Below are 17989 nucleotides of genomic sequence, written 5' to 3' on the forward strand. Positions count from 1 at the left end.
CTTTAATAGTCATGGAGACTATAAAAGGGGGTGCGGGGCGAACGCAAGCGCCTGGGGCCGACTAGAGGTCGACCTCCTTCATGAGCATCCCGACCTCCGTGTTGGACAGGCGGCGCAGCCAGCCCGACTTCTGGTCGCCGAGCGTGATGGGACCGAAGGCGGTGCGCACCAGCTTGTCCACGGGGAAGCCGGCCTCGGCCAGCATCCGGCGCACGATGTGCTTGCGGCCCTCGTGCAGGGTCACCTCGACCAGGTAGTTCTTGCCGGTCTGCTCGACCACCCGGAAGTGGTCCGCGCGGGCGTAGCCGTCCTCGAGCTGGATGCCGTCCTTCAGGCGCTTGCCGAGGTCGCGCGGGATCGGGCCGACGATGTGCGCGAGGTAGGTCTTCTTCACGCCGTACTTGGGGTGCGTGAGGCGGTGGGCCAGCTCGCCGTGGTTGGTGAGGAGGATGACGCCCTCGGTCTCGGTGTCGAGCCGGCCCACGTGGAAGAGACGCGTCTCGCGGTTGGTGACGTAGTCCCCCAGGCACTGCCGGCCCTCGGGGTCCTCCATGGTGGAGACGACACCGGCGGGCTTGTTCAGCGAGAAGAACTGGTACGACTGCGTCGCGACCGTCAGGCCGTCGACCTTGACCTCGTCCTTCTCCGGGTCGACCCGCTTGCCCTGCTCCAGGACGATCTCGCCGTTGACCTCGACCCGGGCCTGCTCGATCAGCTCCTCGCAGGCCCGCCGGGAGCCGTAGCCCGCGCGCGCGAGCACCTTCTGCAGCCGCTCGCCCTCCTGCTCGGCGCCGGGGAAGGTCTTGGGCAGCTTGACGTCCTTCTTGCCGGCGTACCGGTCCCGGTTGCGCTCCTCGACCCGCGTCTCGTACTCGCGCGAGCGCGCGGGGGCCGTACGGCCGCCCTGCTGGGGCTTCTTCGGGCCGCCCTTGGCGCCGCCGCGGGCCGCGCCGCCGCGCCCGGACTTCGGGCCGTCCGGGGAGGCGCCGGGGCCCACGTCGTAGCGGCGCTCCTCGGGGCGGGGCTTGCGGGGACGGCCCTGCCCCTGCTTCTGGTCCCTGTCGTTGCCGGCACCGCGGTAGTTACCGCGCCCGCCGCTCTTGCCGCTGCCGCTGCTTCGCATCAAAGTTCCGTCTTAGTCGTCCGCGTCCTGACCTCCGGGCGCGTCGGGCGCGTCCGGGTCGAACGACGGGACTCCCTCCTGGGTCTCGGCCTCGATCGCCTCCGCCTCCGGGAGGAAGGGCGCGAGCTCCGGAAGCTCGTCCAGGCCACGCAGGCCCATCCGCTCCAGGAAGTAGTTCGTCGTCCTGTACAGGATCGCACCTGTTTCGGGTTCCGTGCCCGCCTCCTCGACAAGACCGCGCTGCAGCAGGGTCCGCATGACGCCGTCGCAGTTGACCCCGCGCACGGCGGAGACGCGGCTGCGGCTGACCGGCTGGCGGTAGGCGACGACCGCGAGGGTCTCCAGCGCGGCCTGGGTGAGGCGGGCGGTCTGGCCGTCCAGCACCAGCCGCTCGACGGCCGGCGCGTACCGTGCGCGCGTGTAGAACCGCCAGCCGCCGGCGACGTACCGCAGCTCGAAGCCGCGGCCCTGCACGGTGTACTCGTCGGCGAGCTCGCGCAGCGCGTCCCCGATCTGCCGCCTGGGGCGGTCCAGTATCCGGGCCAGGCGCTCCTCGGTGGCCGGCTCGTCCACGACCATGAGCACGGCCTCCAGGGCCGGCTTGAGGTCGAGTCCGGCGACGTCGCGCAGTCCCGGGGGTACCTCGGTGGTCTCGCTCATGCCTTCTTCTCCTTCCCGGGCTCCTCCGGCGGCCGGTCGAACTCGTCGGTGACCCGCGGTGTTCCGTCCCCGTCGCCGCCGGTCCAGCGCACCAGCAGTTCGCCGAGCGCCGCCTCCTGCTCCAGGGCGACGGCCTTCTCCCGGTACAGCTCCAGCAGGGCGAGGAACCGGGCCACCACGGTGAGGGTGTCGTCGGTGTCCTCGACCAGCGCGCGGAAGCTGGCCTCGCCGAGCTCTCGCAGCCGCGCGACCACGATCCCCGCCTGCTCCTGCACGCTGACCAGCGGGGCGTGGATGTGGTCGACGTACACCTGCGGCTTCGGTCTGGGCTGCATCGCCCTGACCGCGAGCCGGGCGAAGCCCTCGGGGCCGATGCTGATGACGACCTCGGGCAGCAGCTCGGCGTGCTCGGGTTCAAGGCCGACGGTACGGGGGTGGCGGCGGGCCTCGTCGTCCAGGCGGCCGTTGAAGATGTCCGCGATCTGCTTGTACGCGCGGTACTGCAGGAGCCGGGCGAACAGCAGGTCCCGGGCCTCCAGCAGGGCCAGGTCGCCCTCGTCCTCGACCTCGGCTGCGGGCAGCAGCCGGGCCGCCTTCAGGTCGAGCAGGGTGGCGGCGACGACCAGGAACTCCGTCGTCCGGTCCAGGTCCCAGTCCGGTCCCATGGCCCGGATGTGCGCCATGAACTCGTCGGTCACCTTGGACAGCGCGATCTCGGTGACGTCCAGCTTGTGCTTGGAGATCAGCTGGAGGAGGAGGTCGAAGGGACCTTCGAAGTTGGCGAGACGGACCTTGAAGACACCGCCGGCGGAGCCGGTCCCCTCGGGCACCGGGGATTCCGCCGCCTTGGGTGCGACGGGGGCCGTGGGCTCCGCCGCCTCGGGCCGGGGGACCTCGGAAGCCGCAAGCTCTGCCGCCTCGGGGTCGGCGACGCCAGGACCGGCGGGAGCCGCGGGCTCCGCGTTCTCCGGTTCGGGAGTCTCCGCCTCGGGGAGCGGGGGAACCCCGGGTGCCTCCGGTGGTGCCGTTCCCGGGCCCCGGCCCAGCGCACGCCGACGGCCGGCCGGTGCGCCGGGGGTCGGGACTCCGTTCGAGGTCATAGCCCCCGCAGGCTACCGCTACCGCCCGCGCAGCCGCCGTACGAGGATGCTCGCGTCCCCGCGGGACTCCAGGTCGGCCAGGACCACCGCCACCGCCTCGCGGACGATGCGCCCGCGGTCGACGGCCAGCCCGTGCTCGCCCCGGAGGACCAGGCGGGCGTGCTCGAGGTCCATCAGCTCCTCGGCGGAGACGTACACCGTGATCTTCTCGTCGTGGCGCTCGCGGCCGCTGGGCCGCCGGTTCGCCGCCCGGCCCCGCTTGCGCGGCGCCGCGGCGGCGGCAGAACCTTCCTGCGCCGGCTGGCGTCCCCGGGTGCGGGACTCTCCGGCCCCGTCCCCCTCCGCGTCCGCCGCGGCGTGCTCCGCGCCCTCTCCGTCACCGCCCCGGACGGGCACCGCCTGCGGTGCGTCCTCGGCGGCGGCCACGTCGTCGCTCTCTCCCGCGGGAGCCGGCACCCGGGCCTCGCCGCCCGCCCCGCGCCGGGGCGTGGACGGCTGGAGTGCCGTCCCCCCGGTCGTGCGGAACAGTTCGTCGGCCCCGGGCAGACTCACTCGGCGTGACACCGGGCGAGCACCTCCCTGGCGAGCTGGCGGTAGGCGGCGGCACCGACGGAGTTGGAGGCGTACGTGGTGATCGGCTCACCGGCGACCGTGGTCTCCGGGAAGCGGACCGTGCGCCCGATGACCGTGTGGTAGACGTGGTCGTCGAACGCCTCGACGACACGCGCGAGCACCTCACGGCTGTGCACGGTGCGCGAGTCGTACATGGTGGCGAGGATGCCGTCCAGTTCCAGCTCGGGGTTGAGCCGCTCCTGGACCTTCTCGATGGTCTCGGTGAGCAGCGCGACACCGCGGAGGGCGAAGAACTCGCACTCCAGCGGCACGATCACCTTGTGGGCGGCGGTCAGCGCGTTGACGGTGAGCAGGCCGAGCGAGGGCTGGCAGTCGATCACGATGTAGTCGTAGTCGTCCATGAGCGGCTTGAGCGCCCGCTGCAGGGTCGACTCGCGCGCGACCTCGGAGACCAGCTGGACCTCGGCGGCCGACAGGTCGATGTTGCTGGGCAGCAGGTCCATGTTCGGGACCGCCGTCTTCAGGAGCACCTCGTCGGCCGACATGCCCCGCTCCATGAGCAGGTTGTAGACGGTGAGGTCGAGCTCCATCGGGTTGACGCCGAGACCCACCGACAGCGCGCCCTGCGGGTCGAAGTCCACGAGCAGCACGCGCCGGCCGTACTCCGCGAGCGCGGCACCCAGGTTGATGGTCGACGTCGTCTTGCCGACGCCGCCCTTCTGGTTGCACATCGCGATGATCTTCGCGGGGCCGTGGTCGGTCAGCGGGCCCGGGATCGGGAAGTACGGCAGCGGGCGCCCGGTCGGGCCGATGCGCTCACGGCGCTGGCGGGCCGCGTCGGGCGCGAGCGTGGCCGCGTACTCGGGATCGGGCTCGTACTCGGCGTCGGGGTCGTAGAAGTGCCCCTCGGGCAGTTCGTCGTAGTCGGCGAAGTGGTTGTGGGGCGCGCCACTTCCGTCGCCGGCCATGGCGTTCACGTGATGGCCATCCATGCTCTGGTGTGCTGCCCGGACCGTCTGCGGGCCGGGAGTCTGGTGGGCTGCGAAGGTGCGCACAGCGACGGAGCCGACAGCCTCGAATCCCGCCGGGCCACCGTGGCTCCGAACCGGCATTCCTGGTTGACCACCCCCGGGAGAAAATGTCGACTCATTCACAAGTCGTCTTACCTCCTTGGTGACCAGGAAACTTCTAGACAAGGTCAGCGTGGCACCATGCCGACGGTTGGCGACTCTATGGCGTGTCGGCGGTCCGCAGCAACACAATCCGCCGGACCCGGCAGGATGTGTCGGCAATGGAACATCCCGCTGTCAAGGGCGTACGGCCGTCGCACGGCAGGTTTCACCGGTGTGCGAATCGGTCGAAGGGTTACGTTCGAGGCGAGTTGACCGAGAGCCGCAAAGTGACCATACACACATCCGGCCGGACCTTGTCGGGCAAGGTCCGGCCGGATGCGTGTGGTTGACGAGCCGTGTTGACGAATCACCTTGTCCACGATGACGACTTGGCGACTCGGCGGTCGGGCCGGCCGGCGGCGGGTCAGCCGAGCAGGGTCTCCAGCTCGACGTGCTCCAGGCCGTGCGCCTCGGCGACCTCGCGGTAAACGACCTTGCCGTCATGGGTGTTGAGGCCCTTGGCGAGCGCGGCGTCGCGGCGCAGCGCCTCCACCCAGCCGTTGTTGGCCAGCGAGACGATGTACGGCAGCGTGGCGTTGGTGAGCGCATAGGTCGAGGTGTTGGGCACCGCGCCGGGCATGTTGGCGACGCAGTAGAAGACCGACTCGTGGACCCGGAAGGTCGGCTCGGCGTGCGTGGTCGGGTGGGAGTCCTCGAAGCAGCCGCCCTGGTCGATCGCGATGTCGACAAGGACACTTCCGGCCTTCATCCGGGACACCAGCTCGTTGGTGACCAGCTTCGGGGCCTTGGCGCCGGGGATGAGCACGGCGCCGACGACGAGGTCGGCCTCCAGGCAGGCCTTCTCCAGCTCGAAGGCGTTGGAGACGACGGTCTGGATCTTCGTGCCGAAGATCTTGTCCGCCTCCTTGAGCTTGTTGATGTCCTTGTCGAGCAGGGTCACGTGGAAGCCGAGGCCGATGGCGATCTGCGCGGCGTTCCAGCCGGAGACGCCGCCGCCGATGATGACGGCCTTGCCGGCCGGCACGCCGGGGACGCCGCCGGGCAGCACACCGCGGCCGCCGTTGCGGGCCATCAGGTGGTAGGCGCCGACCTGCGGGGCCAGCCGGCCCGCCACCTCGGACATGGGGGCGAGCAGCGGCAGGGCGCGGCTCGGCAGCTCGACGGTCTCGTACGCGATCGCCGTGGTGCCGGACTCCAGCAGGGCGTCCGTGCACTCGCGGGAGGCGGCCAGGTGCAGGTAGGTGAAGAGGATCTGGTCCTTGCGGAGGCGGTGGTACTCCTCGGCGACCGGCTCCTTGACCTTCAGCAGCAGGTCGGCGGAGGCCCACACCTCGTCGGCCGTGTCCAGGATCTGGGCACCGGCCGCCACGTACTCCTCGTTCGGGATCGAGGAGCCGACGCCGGCGTTCCGCTCGACGACGACCTGGTGGCCGTGGCGCACCAGCTCGTGCACACCGGCAGGGGTGATGGCCACCCGGAACTCGTTGTTCTTGACCTCGCGGGGGATGCCGACCTTCACGTGGATCACGGTCCTTGGCTCAGGGGGTAGGGAGAGGGGCAGTGCAAGACATACCCGGGCATGCTGGCGCATACCGGGAGACACCGCAGGAGAACGAGCGGCAGAGCCAGTTTAATGAAGGCGTTGCGGCTGTCTAGCCTTTCATTGCATCAATCTTCGTCGGATGGACTGCGGATTTCGCAGGCTTCCGTGCCCGGTTCCGGCCCTGTCTCGTCCTCCGAGGGCCTCTCGCCCAGCATGCGCCCGGCCGCCGCCCGGTGCAGCTGGGCCGCCGCGTGGTCGCCCAGCCGGTCCAGGGTGTCGGCCACCCTGAGCTGGAGCGCGGCCTGCAGCCGCAGGTCCTCCGCACGCCGCGCCCACTCCACCGCCTCCTGGCAGGTGCGCAGCGACTCCTCGGGCCGGCCGGCGTACTCCTGGACCCGGGCCAGCTCGCTCAACGCCCGCGCCTGGGCGGCGACATCGCCCTCCTTGCGGTACCCCGCGGCGGCCGCCCGCCAGTTCCTGAGCGCCTCGCCGTAGCGGCCCGCGTAGGTGTGCGCGGTGCCGATCCGGCCGTACAGCCGGGCGGCCTCGGTGCGCTCGCCGCGGGCCAGCCGCTCGGCGAGGGCCCGGCCGAACCAGTCGGCTGCCCGGTCGTGATCGCCGAGCTCCTGGTAGGCGCCTCCTACGGATTCCATCGCGCGGCCGGTCGCGTACGGGTCGTTCGCCTCCCGGCCGGCGTCCAGGGCGGCCCGGTAGCGGGCCAGCGCGGCCCGGGTCCGGCCGGTCCGCGCGTCCAGGTCGGCCAGGTTCAGCAGAGCCGCGGCCCGCTCCCGGTGCAGCCCGCGCCGCTCGGCCACGTCGAGCACCATGCCGTGCAGCCCGTACAGGTCCGGCGCCGCCGCCTGGGTGCCGAAGTGCGCCACCAAGGCCCTGACGAGCTGGGACATCAGCCGGCGGGCGAGGGTGTCCAGCTCCCCGTCGGCCACGGCCAGGCGGGCGGCGGCCAGCAGGGCCGGCCGGCGCACGCGCAGCCACTCGGCGGCGGCGCGCGGGGTGGGGAAGCGCAGCGCCGGGGGCACCTCCTGCAGCTTCTCCCGGGCCTGCGGGCTGTCCGTCTCGGTGATCGCCCGGCACGACTGCAGCAGCCGTACGTTGCGCTCCAGCATGCGGGCCCGGGCCAGCTGCAGCTCCGCCGGCCGTTCCTGGGCCCCGGCGCGGGCGCGCAGCAGGGGGTGCAGACAGCCCGGGACGTCGTACTCGGGCAGCGGGGAGTCCACGGCGCGCAGCAGCCCGAACGCGGTGAGGTCGTCCAGGGCGGCGCGGGCCGCCGCCACCGAGCAGCCCGCCAGCGCCGAGGCGGTGTGCGGGTCGACCAGGCCGGCCGGGGCCAGGGAGAGCAGGCGCAGTATCCGGGCGGCCTGGCCGGGCAGCTGGTCGTGGACGAGCCGGAAGACCCGGGCCAGCGGGGTGGCGCCGTCGTCGGTGTCCGTGTGCATCCGCTTGGCGAGGTCGGAGACGGCCGCCTGCGGCCGGGAGGCGAGCCAGCCGCCGGCCAGGGTGAGCGCGGCGGGCTGGCCCTGGCAGGCCTCGGCCAGGTCCTCGGCGGAGCGCGGGTCGACGGTGATGCGGACCGAGCCGGTGTAGCGGGTGAGCAGCTCGACGGCCGACTTGGTGTCGAGGCCGCCGAGGGTGCAGGGGCGGACGTCGGGGATGCCGGTGAGCGGGCCGCCGGAGACGGCGACCACCAGGCACTCGGGGGCGTCCGGGAGTAAGGCGTCGACCTGCTCGGCGCCGGCCGCGTCGTCCAGCAGGAGCAGTGTGCGCCGCCCGGCCAGGGCCGTGCGCAGCGCCTCGCACAGATCGTCCTCCGACGCGCCGGCGGGGGCGTGCACGTCCAGCGCGGCGAGCAGGTCGCGGGCGGTGCGCTCCAGGGGGACGGGGGTGCCGTCGGGCTCGCCGAGCCGGGCCCGCAGCACTCCGTCGGGGTAGCGCCCGGCGACCTGCCGTACGAGTTCCTCGGCGAGGGCGGTGCGGCCGGAGCCGGGGCGGCCCGCGATGAGGAGGACGCGCGCGCGGGGCGCCTTGCGGCCGGACAGGGTGTCCAGGCCGGCGCGCTCGATGTCGGCGCGCAGCTCCTTCAGCTCCCGGGCCCGGCCGAGGAAATCGATCTTCACGGCCCGCTGCGAGGACAGCCGCACGCCGTCTGTGTCCACCGCCTGGTCCGTCACGGGCCACGCTCCCGTCCCACCGCACGCGCAAGCCCGCCGGGTCTTCCGGTGCGGGCGATCCCGAGCCTAGTTCACGCTCTGCGACGCCCCCGGACGAGCGCGGCGGACACGTCCCCCGATCGGATCAGGCGATGGTCACACCACTGCGCGGAACGGGTGGGGTCAGGAGGCGAAGGGGCGGGCGGGCCACGGCGCGTCGGCCGGGCGCAGGGCGTCGAGACCGTCGCCGCCGCGTGCGGCGACCAGGGACAGGACGCCCACGACGAGGCAGTTGTTGTGCACGTCCCCGGCGAGCACCCGGCGCACCAGTTCGTCGACCGGCACGCGCGCGTACTCCATGTCGGTCTCCTCGTGCTCCGCCGCGAACCGCTCCCCCTCGGCCGCCGACAGGTCACGGGCGAGGAAGATCCGCACGGCCTCGTCGCAACCGCCGGGGGTGGTGTACACGTCGGTCAGCACCCGCCAGTCCTCGGCCTTGACGTGCGCCTCCTCGTACAGCTCGCGCTGGGCCGCGTGCAGCGGGTTCTCGCCGGGCACGTCGAGCAGGCCGGCCGGGATCTCCCACAGCTTGTGCCGCACCGGGTGCCGGTACTGGTTGATGAGGAGCACCCGGTCCTCCTCGTCCAGGGCGAGGACGGCGACCGAGCCGGGGTGCACCTGGTAGTCGCGGCGGACGACGGACCCGTCGGGCATGACCACGTCGTCCGTGCGGACGGAGGTCTTGTTCCCGGTGAAGGGGGTCTCCGTCGCCCGGATCTCCCACTCCGCCGGGGTGTCCTTGATCGTCATGCCCTGTCCTCCCACACACGTTCCGAAAAGACCGGCCCCGCGAACCGGCCCGAGGACCGGCGACGGAAAAACCGGGGTGCCCACCTTTGAAGGTATGCACCCCGGCAACCGTACAACTGACGTGTTACTTGGAATTCTTCCGCTCGACCGAGGCCTTCACGAGCCCGGCGAACAGCGGGTGCGGACGCGTCGGCCGCGACCGCAGCTCGGGGTGCGCCTGCGTGGCCACCAGGTAGGGGTGGACGTCGCGCGGGTACTCCACGTACTCGACGAGCTTGCCGTCCGGCGAGGTGCCCGAGAAGACGATGCCGGCCTTCTTCTCCAGCTCCGCGCGGTAGGCGTTGTTCACCTCGTAGCGGTGGCGGTGCCGCTCCTCGACGTACTCCTTGCCGTCGTAGACCTCGCGCACGATGGAGCCCTCGGCCAGCTTGGCCGGGTACATCCCGAGCCGCATGGTGCCGCCCATGTCGCCCTCGCCGGCGACGATGTCCATCTGCTCGGCCATGGTGGAGATGACCGGGTGGCCGGTGGCCGGGTCGAACTCGGTGGAGTTGGCGTCCGGGATGTCGGCCAGGTTGCGCGCGGCCTCGATGACGATGCACTGCAGGCCCAGGCAGAGGCCGAGCAGCGGGATCTTGTTCTCGCGGGCGTAGCGGATGGCGCCGACCTTGCCGAGCACCCCGCGGTCGCCGAAGCCGCCGGGGATGCAGATGCCGTCGACGTCGGCGAGCTGGGCCTTGGCGCCGGCCGGGGTCTTGCAGTCGTCGGAGGTGACCCACTTGATCTTCACGCGGGCCTTGTTGGCGAAGCCGCCCGCGCGCAGCGCCTCGGTCACCGACAGGTAGGCGTCGGGCAGGTCGATGTACTTGCCGACGAGCGCGAGGGTGATCTCGTGGTCGGGGTTGTGGACGCGGTCGAGCAGGTCGTCCCAGGTGGTCCAGTCGACGTCCCGGAAGGGCAGGTCGAGCTTGCGGACCACGTAGGCGTCCAGGCCCTCGCCGTGCACGGTCTTGGGGATGTCGTAGATCGAGCGGGCGTCGGGGCAGGCCACGACGGCGGCCTCGTCCACGTCGCACATCAGCGAGATCTTGCGCTTGATGGCGGTGGGCACCTCGCGGTCGCAGCGCAGCACGATCGCGTCGGGCTGGATGCCGATGTTGCGCAGGGCGGCGACGGAGTGCTGGGTCGGCTTGGTCTTCAGCTCGCCGGAGGGGCCGATGTAGGGCAGCAGCGAGATGTGCACCACGAAGACGTTGTCCCGGCCGACCTCGTGGCGGACCTGGCGGACGGTCTCCAGGAACGGCAGCGACTCGATGTCGCCGACCGTGCCGCCGACCTCGGTGATCACGACGTCGACCTCGTCCGTCGCCATGCGCCGGATGCGGTGCTTGATCTCGTTGGTGATGTGCGGGATGACCTGCACGGTGTCACCCAGGTACTCGCCGCGCCGCTCCTTGGCGATGACGGTCGAGTACACCTGTCCTGTAGTGACGTTGGCGGAGCCGTCCAAGTCGCGGTCGAGGAAGCGCTCGTAGTGTCCGATGTCCAGGTCGGTCTCGGCGCCGTCGTTGGTGACGAACACCTCACCGTGCTGGAAGGGGTTCATCGTGCCCGGGTCCACGTTCAGGTACGGGTCCAGCTTCTGCATGACGACACGCAGACCGCGGGCCTTGAGCAGCATGCCCAGGCTGGAGGCGGTGAGGCCCTTGCCGAGCGAGGAGGCGACACCCCCGGTGACGAAGATGTGCTTGGTCGTCGTAGATTTCGGCGGCATGGCCAAGAGGGGGCTCCCGTGGTCGCTGTCTGTAATGCGGTGCGGCTTCCGGAACGAATTCTTCCGGGGGCGCCGCCGCTGCGGTTCGGGGGTTCGTCTCCCACCGGTCCACGGGCTACCAGCGTATCAGCGCCTCGGCGGGATGGCTTCCGGTCACCGTCCGTGCCCGGGTCACCACCGGCCCGCTGGTCACAGGGGTCACAGTCGACCCGCGTCCGTCACCCGGTTCTCACCCGCTGGTCACTCGTTCGGCGCACACGGGTTGCCCGGAGCGGCACGCGGATCATGCGCGTGCGTCGTATCCTGCTCGGACACTCACTGCCGAGCCCGGCCGGACAAGACGGCACACCCCCGCCACCCCCACCCGGAACAACGAGAGCGCGGCAGTTCGTTGAGCAAAGACTGTCGTGTTGCCTCAGGGCTCGGCGGGCTGCTTTGCTTCACCGCTCAACGACGCATAACAACGACCCCTTGACCGCACTAGCGACAGCCCCCTGCGCGGGGGTGTGACGTGGCCGTTCGACTGGAGTTGCACGTGGCCGGGCGCATCGAAGACTACGCACTCATCGGAGACATGCAGACCGCTGCCCTGGTCTGCCGGGACGGCACGGTGGACTGGCTGTGCCTGCCCCGCTTCGACTCGCATGCCATCTTCGCCGGCCTGCTGGGCACCGAGGAGCACGGCTTCTGGCGGCTCGGCCCGGCCCACGCGGCCGACTCGGAGCCGCCCACGGCGGCCCGGCGCGGCTACCGCGGCGACTCGCTGATCCTGGAGTCGGAGTGGGACACCCCGCGCGGCACGGTCCGCGTGACCGATTTCATGCCCCCGCGTGACGGCGCCCCGCAGCTGATCCGGATCGTGGAGGGCGTCACCGGCCGGGTGCCGATGCGCTCGGTCCTGCGGATGCGGTTCTCCTACGGCCGGGTGGTGCCCTGGGTGCACAAGCACGAGGGCCGCACGGTGGCGGTCGCGGGCCCCGACTCCGTGTGGTTCGACACGGAGGCGGAGACCTACGGGAAGTCGCTGACGACCTACGCCGACTTCACGGTCGCCCCGGGTGACCGGATCGCGTTCACGATCTCCTGGGAGCCGTCGCACAAGGAGCCGCCGGCCCTGCCGGAGCCGGAGGCCTCGCTGGAGGCGACGGAGGACTTCTGGCGCGACTGGGTGGAGCACTGTACGTACCACGGGCCGTACCGCGAGGCGGTGATCCGCTCGCTGATCACCCTCAAGGCGCTGACGTACGCCCCCACGGGCGGCATCGTCGCCGCGCCGACGACCTCCCTGCCGGAGGACATCGGCGGCGTCCGCAACTGGGACTACCGCTACACCTGGCTGCGGGACGCGGCGATCACCCTGTCCTCCCTGCTGCGCACCGGCTACCGCGAGGAGGCCCGCGCCTGGCGCGAGTGGCTGCTGCGCGCGGTCGCCGGCGACCCGGAGAACCTGCAGATCATGTACGGCCTCGCGGGCGAGCGGGAGCTGGGCGAGGCCGAGCTGGACTGGCTGCCGGGCTACGAGAACTCCGCCCCCGTCCGGGTCGGCAACGGCGCGGCGCACCAGCTGCAGCTGGACGTGTACGGCGAGGTCACCGAGGCCCTGCACCTGGCGCACATGACGGGTCTGGCCCGCCACGACTACGCCTCCCTGCTCCAGCTGAAGCTGATCCGCTACCTGGAGGACCACTGGCAGGAGCCGGACGAGGGCATCTGGGAGGTGCGCGGGCCGCGCCGGCACTTCGTGCACTCCAAGGTGATGGCCTGGGTGGCGGTGGACCGCACGATCAAGCTGATCGAGTCCGGGGACGCGGACGGCCCGCTGGAGCGCTGGCGGGAGCTGCGCGACGACATCCACCGGGACGTGTGCGAGAAGGGCTACGACAAGGAGCGCAACACCTTCACGCAGTCCTACGGCTCGCAGGAGCTGGACGCCTCGCTGCTGCTGATCCCGCAGATGGGCTTCCTGCCGCCGGACGACAAGCGGGTGATCGGCACCATCGAGGCGATCCAGCGCGAGCTGTCCACCTCCGACGGGTTCATCCTGCGCTACCCGACGGAGGGCGAGGAGGAGGGCGTCGACGGCCTCCCGGGCGACGAGGGCGCCTTCCTGGCCTGCTCCTTCTGGATGGCGGACGACCTGGCGATGATCGGCCGGGTGGACGAGGCCCGCAGGCTGTTCGAGAAGCTCCTCGCGCTGCGCAACGACCTCGGCCTGCTCGCCGAGGAGTGGGACCCGCGCCTGCAGCGCCAGGTCGGCAACTTCCCGCAGGCCTTCAGCCACGTGCCCCTGATCGACACCGCCCTGCGCCTGACGGCGTCGGGCGCGTACGGCGGCTGACCGGACGGCCGGCGCACAGCACAGCCTCCGCCGCACCGGCGGAGGCGTCCCGGCCGCCTGACGCCGCCCTGGAGCACCCGGTGGGCTGACGATCCCCGGCCACGGCACCGGGGCGCCCTTCGTCAGGGGCTGCTCACTGCGCACGGATCCGCCCGCGCCGAAGCCCGAGCCGTGGCCGGACTCCGTGCCAGGGCCGGGCGATGCCGGTCTCACGGGCCGCGGGCCACGCAGCCGTGTGCGGCCGGGGGGGGAGCCGGTCCTGGGATCGGTGCGGGCGCGCCCGCCGCCGGGCCCGCGCCTAGGCTGGTAGCGAACGATTGCCCCTCCCCGGAAGGGGACGGTCATGGCACCCCACTCCAAGGCGGGCGCGGCCCTCTCGGCGCTGCGCGACGATCTGGCGGGCGACGTGTTCGCCCCCGGGGACCCGGGGTACGACGGGGCCCGCACCGTGTTCAACGGGCTGATCGACCGGCGGCCGGCGGTGATCGCCCAGTGCGCGGACCCGGCCGACGTGGTCCGCGCCGTGCGCTTCGGGCGGGACCTGGACCTGCCGATCGCGGTACGCGGCGGCGGCCACGGCGTCGCCGGCACGGCCCTGGGCGACAACGCGCTCGTGGTGGACCTGCGCCGGATGCACCGGGTGACGGTGGACCCGGCGGGCGAGGCCGTCCGGGTCGAGGGCGGCGCCACGATGAGCGACCTGGACCGCGCCACCCAGCCCTACGGCCTCGCGACCACCGGCGGCCGGGCCTCCACCACCGGTGTGGGCGGGTTCGTGCTGGGCGGCGGCACGGGCTGGCTGGACCGCGCCTTCGGCCTGGCCGTCGACAACCTCCTGGGCGTGGAGCTGGTGACCGCCGACGCCGAGCGGGTGCACGCCAACCCCGACGAGAACCCCGAGCTGTTCTGGGCGCTGCACGGCGGCGGCGGGAACTTCGGCGTCGCCACCGCGCTCACCCTGTGCCTGCACGAGATGCCGGAGTTCTCCCTCGCCCTGCTGCTCTACCTCCCCCGGTTCGGGCCCGACGTGGTGCGCACCTTCCGGGAGGTCGTGCACGCCGGGCCCGACGAGCTGGGCGGCGCGGTGCTGTACCTGACCGGCCCGCCCCACGCGTTCGTGCCCGAGCACCTGGCGGGCACGCTCGTGTGCGGTGCGCTGCTGACGTACCCGGGCCGCGGCGAGGACCTGCGGAAGCTCGCCGAGCCGCTGCTCGCGCTGCCGCACGAGGCGGAGCTGGCCGGTGACCTGCCGTACGCGGACGCGCAGTGCCTGTTCGACGTCCCGTCCGGGCTGCGCAACCACTGGTCGGCGGAGTACCTGACCGGGCTCCCGGACAAGCTGGTGGACGTCTTCTGCGCCCGCGCGGACGGCATGCCGGTGCCCACCCACACCCAGCACCTGCTGTTCCCGCAGGGCGGGGCCGTCGCCGCCGGGCCGCACGAGTGGCCGGTGCCGTACCGGGACGCGGCCTGGGCGGCGCATCCGCTGGCCGTCTGGGCGGACCCGGCCGACGACGAGCGGGCGGTCGCCTGGGTGCGGGACGTACGGGCCGACGTCCGGCCGTGGAGCACCGGTGCCGTCTACCTCAACTTCATCGGCGACGAGGGCGCCGAGCGGGTGCGGGCGGGCCTCGGTCCGGGGAACGGCCTGCGCCTGGCCAAGGTGAAGCGCCGCTGGGACCCCGACAACGTGTTCCGCTTCAACCACAACATCCGGCCGGTGTAGCCCGGGGATGTCCTCAGGGTGTTTGCGCAGGTAGCGTCCGGTGCATGGACAGCGGTACGGAGAGCAGGCCCGCCACTGAGGGCGCCGGGATCACGGTCCGGCGGGCGCTGGAGCTGCCGGGGCTGCGCAGCGGGCTCCCGGAGATCCTGGCGGGCGCCGACCGGCTGGGCCGCACCGTGCGCTGGGTGCACGCCGGGGAGGTGCCGAACATCGCCTCGCTGCTGAAGGGCGGCGAGCTGCTGCTCACCACGGGCTACGGCCTGGGCACCCGCCCGGCCGAGCAGCGGGCGTTCGTGCGGACACTCGCCGAGCGGGGCATCGCCGCCCTGGTGGTGGAGCTGGGCCCGCGCTTCACGCGGCTGCCGGCCGCGCTGGTGGACACGGCCCGGGCGGCCGGTCTGCCGCTGGTCCAGCTGCACCGCGAGGTGCCGTTCGTGACCGTCACCGAGGAGATCCACACCGAGATCGTCAACGGGCACTACGCGCTGCTGCAGCGCGCGGAGGAGGTGCACCGGCGGTGCACCGAGGCGCTGCTGGGCGGCGGCGGGGTGCCGCAGGTGCTGGGCATCCTGGCGGACTTCGGCGGCAACCCGGTGTTCCTGGAGACGACGGACGGCCGGCTGCTGTACGCCGCCGGGTCCGGGCCCGAGGGCGCTGACCCGCTGCAGGTGTGGGAGGGGCTGCGGGGCCCGCAGAAGGACGCGCCGCCGCCGGCCGGCTCGGTGCTGGTGGACGTGCCCGGCGGCGGGCCGGGGGCGGGGGCGGTGCGGGCCCGTCTGGTGCTGCTGCCGGTCCGCTCCCCGTTGGCCCCGGTGCACCGGATGGCCGCCGAGCGGGCCGCGGGCATCCTGGCCGTGGTGCTGATGCAGGCCCGGCAGGAGGAGGAGCTGGCCGCGCGCGGCCGGGGCGACTTCCTCACCGACCTCGCCGAGGGCCGTATCAGCGCGGAGGACGCCCCCGCGCAGGCCCGCGTGCTCGGCTTCAAGCCCGCCGGCAGCCCGTTGCTGCCGGTGGTGATGCGGATCGGGGACTCCCTGTCGCCGGGCGGCGGCTGGGCGGTGCTGGCGCGCGCGGTCTCCGAGGAGCTGGCCTCGGTCGGCGTCCCGGTGCTGCTGGGCGTGCGGCCGGTGGAGGGCCGGGTGCTGGTGCTGCTCGGCCTGCGCTCGGAGTCGGAGCGGCCGGCGGTGGCGGACCGGGTCGCGGCGGCGCTGCGGGCGGGCGTGGAGCGGGCCGGGATGCGGCGGCCGGGGTCCCCGCCGCCGGTCGTGGTGGTGGGGGTGGCCGGCGGGTGGGCGGCCGCGTCGGCGGGCCTCAGGCACGCGGCGGAGACGGCGACGGCGGCGCAGGGGCTGACCGACCGCCCCTGGTACGACGCCCGCCGCCTCGACATCGACCTGCTGCTGTGGCGGCTGCGCGACCACCCGGACCTGGCGGCCTTCGTGGACCGCGCCATCGGCCCGCTGCGCGACCACGACCACCGCTCCAAGCCGCCCCTGCTGCCCACTCTGGAGACGTACCTGGCCCACGCGGGCCGCAAGGCGGAGACCGCCCGCGAGCTGCATCTCAACCGTCAGACCCTGTACAACCGCCTCGCCCGCATCGGCGAACTGCTCGGCACCGACCTGGACGACCCCCAGACGGTGCTGGCTCTGAGCCTCGCCCTGCGTGCCCGCCGCCACGTGTCCTAGGAGCGGTCAGCGGACTCAGGCGAGCGGTCTCGGCTGGGTCAACTCGTCGTAGATGCTGAGCACTTGCGCGACCGTCTCGTCCTCCGTCGGCCAGGTGGCGGCCTGCCGGGTGCCGCGGTCGCGGAGGTCCTCGCGGCGTTCGGGGTCCGCGAGGAGCCGTGTGACGGCGGCGGCGAGGGCCACGGGGTCGTCGGGCGGGACGAGTTCGGCGGCGTCGCCGACGAGGTCCGGGATGCCGCCGACGCGGGTCGCGACGAGCGGTACGCGCGCGTGGAGGGCCTCCTGGGCGAGGACGGACCGCGCCTCGCGCCGGCTCGGCAGCAGCGCCAGATCGGCGGCCGCGAGGAGGTCGGTCGCGTCCTCGCGCAGCCCGATGAGCCGCACGGGCAGCTCCTCCTCCTCGATCCGCCGCTGCAGCACCGGCCTGAGCGGCCCCTCCCCCGCGATCACGACCAGCGGCACGGGGTCGAGGTCCCGCCACCGGGCGGCCGCGTCCAGCAGGACGTCGTAGCCGCGCCGGCGGTCCAGGGAGCCGACGGCGATGAGCAACGGACGCCCGGTGGCGCCGAGTTCGGCGCGCGTCTTGGGCCGCAGCGGGTCGGGGTCGTCGCCGTCGGCGGGGCGGCTGCGCCGGGGCAGGGACACGGCGGCGAGCCGGGCGTCCCGGGCTCCCGTCCGGCGCGCCCGGTCCACCAGGTCGGAGGTGGTGCCGAGGACGACGGTGGACGCCCTGACCACGCGCCGCTCCAGCAGCCGCAGCAGATGGGCCCGCGCGCCCTCCGCCTCGGCGCGGTTGTGCCAGGTGATCACCAGCGGGGTCGGCCGGCCGCTGAGCGCGAGGGCGGCGCGGAAGGAGGCGTGCAGCCCGTGCGCGTGCACCAGGTCGGCGTCCGTGCAGACCGTGCGGAGCGCGGCCACGGACGCCGGGTCGCTGCTGCGCGGCACGTGCACGTGGGCGGCGCCGGCGCCCGTGAAGTCGTAGGCGCGATCGGCCTCGGAGGGGGCGCATACCGTGACCCGCACGCCCCGGGCGACGAGCCCTTCGGCCAGCGAGCGGACGTGCGCGCTGCTGCCGGCGTTGCCGCCGCCCAGCACCTGCACGGTGCGCAGCGGCGACTGGCCGTGCGGTGCCTTGCTGCTCGGGCTCACGGGGCCGGGGCTCCTGGTTCGGCGCGGGGCGGTCACGAGGAAACGTACTGAAGGTAGCGGGCGCGGGAGGGCGGAAGGACGTACCGCGCGCCTGCGACGCGGACCGCGCTCGCCCCCGTTCTCCGTCAAGCATGCCAGGACGTAAGGCCGTTGCGGGAAATCCGGCGAGGGCGCACCCTTCGGCGGGCCGGAGCAATGCGCCGGAGC

General features: G+C 73.0%; 13 protein-coding genes. 3 read left to right on the forward strand and 10 right to left on the reverse strand.

The window, feature by feature from the left end; genetic code table 11:
- Positions 1-61: 61 nt before the first annotated feature.
- The 9 genes from AQJ66_RS16030 to AQJ66_RS16070 form a co-directional block, all read right to left on the reverse strand.
- Complete coding sequence (locus AQJ66_RS16030) at positions 62-1123, reverse strand: pseudouridine synthase (protein ID WP_061921622.1); 1062 nt, start codon at positions 1121-1123, stop codon at positions 62-64.
- Between the two features lie 12 nt (positions 1124-1135).
- Positions 1136-1783: an SMC-Scp complex subunit ScpB gene (gene scpB / locus AQJ66_RS16035; protein WP_061921625.1), complete on the reverse strand. Its 648-nt coding sequence runs from the start codon at positions 1781-1783 to the stop codon at positions 1136-1138.
- Positions 1780-2883: a segregation and condensation protein A gene (locus AQJ66_RS16040; protein ID WP_061921628.1), complete on the reverse strand. Its 1104-nt coding sequence runs from the start codon at positions 2881-2883 to the stop codon at positions 1780-1782. The genes scpB and AQJ66_RS16040 overlap by 4 nt, the downstream gene beginning before the upstream one ends.
- Before the next feature lie 18 nt (positions 2884-2901).
- Complete coding sequence (locus AQJ66_RS16045; protein WP_061921630.1) at positions 2902-3447, reverse strand: hypothetical protein; 546 nt, start codon at positions 3445-3447, stop codon at positions 2902-2904.
- Complete coding sequence (locus AQJ66_RS16050) at positions 3432-4568, reverse strand: ParA family protein (RefSeq protein ID WP_079060240.1); 1137 nt, start codon at positions 4566-4568, stop codon at positions 3432-3434. Before AQJ66_RS16050 ends, AQJ66_RS16045 begins: the two co-directional genes overlap by 16 nt.
- A gap of 424 nt (positions 4569-4992) precedes the next feature.
- On the reverse strand, positions 4993-6117 hold the full coding sequence (ald, locus tag AQJ66_RS16055; protein ID WP_061921637.1) for an alanine dehydrogenase: 1125 nt from the start codon (positions 6115-6117) through the stop codon (positions 4993-4995).
- Between the two features lie 140 nt (positions 6118-6257).
- Positions 6258-8318 (reverse strand): tetratricopeptide repeat protein, encoded by a 2061-nt coding sequence (locus tag AQJ66_RS16060; RefSeq protein WP_061921640.1) that lies wholly within the window; start codon positions 8316-8318, stop codon positions 6258-6260.
- Between the two features lie 162 nt (positions 8319-8480).
- Positions 8481-9107, reverse strand: coding sequence for an NUDIX domain-containing protein (locus AQJ66_RS16065; protein WP_061921644.1), 627 nt, complete (start codon positions 9105-9107; stop codon positions 8481-8483).
- 124 nt (positions 9108-9231) lie between these two features.
- On the reverse strand, positions 9232-10881 hold the full coding sequence (locus tag AQJ66_RS16070; protein WP_061921647.1) for a CTP synthase: 1650 nt from the start codon (positions 10879-10881) through the stop codon (positions 9232-9234).
- A 535-nt stretch (positions 10882-11416) separates the two neighbouring features.
- On the opposite strand from AQJ66_RS16070, the gene AQJ66_RS16075 reads away from it, so the two are divergent.
- The 3 genes from AQJ66_RS16075 (at position 11417) to AQJ66_RS16085 (ending at position 16633) form a co-directional block, all read left to right on the forward strand.
- Positions 11417-13219 carry a glycoside hydrolase family 15 protein gene (locus AQJ66_RS16075; protein ID WP_061921649.1) on the forward strand — a complete coding sequence of 601 codons (1803 nt, stop codon included), beginning with the start codon at positions 11417-11419 and terminating at the stop codon, positions 13217-13219.
- Positions 13220-13562: 343 nt separating this feature from the next.
- The gene (locus AQJ66_RS16080; protein WP_061921652.1) at positions 13563-14945 is read left to right on the forward strand and encodes an FAD-binding oxidoreductase; all 1383 of its coding nucleotides are present in this window, start codon (positions 13563-13565) and stop codon (positions 14943-14945) included.
- Positions 14946-14989: 44 nt separating this feature from the next.
- Entirely contained in the window at positions 14990-16633 is a 1644-nt protein-coding gene (locus AQJ66_RS16085) for a PucR family transcriptional regulator (RefSeq protein ID WP_061921655.1), read from the forward strand.
- A 15-nt stretch (positions 16634-16648) separates the two neighbouring features.
- On the opposite strand, the gene AQJ66_RS16090 is transcribed toward AQJ66_RS16085, so the two are convergent.
- Positions 16649-17782, reverse strand: coding sequence for a glycosyltransferase family 4 protein (locus AQJ66_RS16090; protein WP_061921658.1), 1134 nt, complete (start codon positions 17780-17782; stop codon positions 16649-16651).
- Positions 17783-17989: the final 207 nt, after the last annotated feature.

The organism is Streptomyces bungoensis, from assembly GCF_001514215.1.
In the GTDB taxonomy this organism is placed as follows: Bacteria; Actinomycetota; Actinomycetes; order Streptomycetales; family Streptomycetaceae; genus Streptomyces; species Streptomyces bungoensis.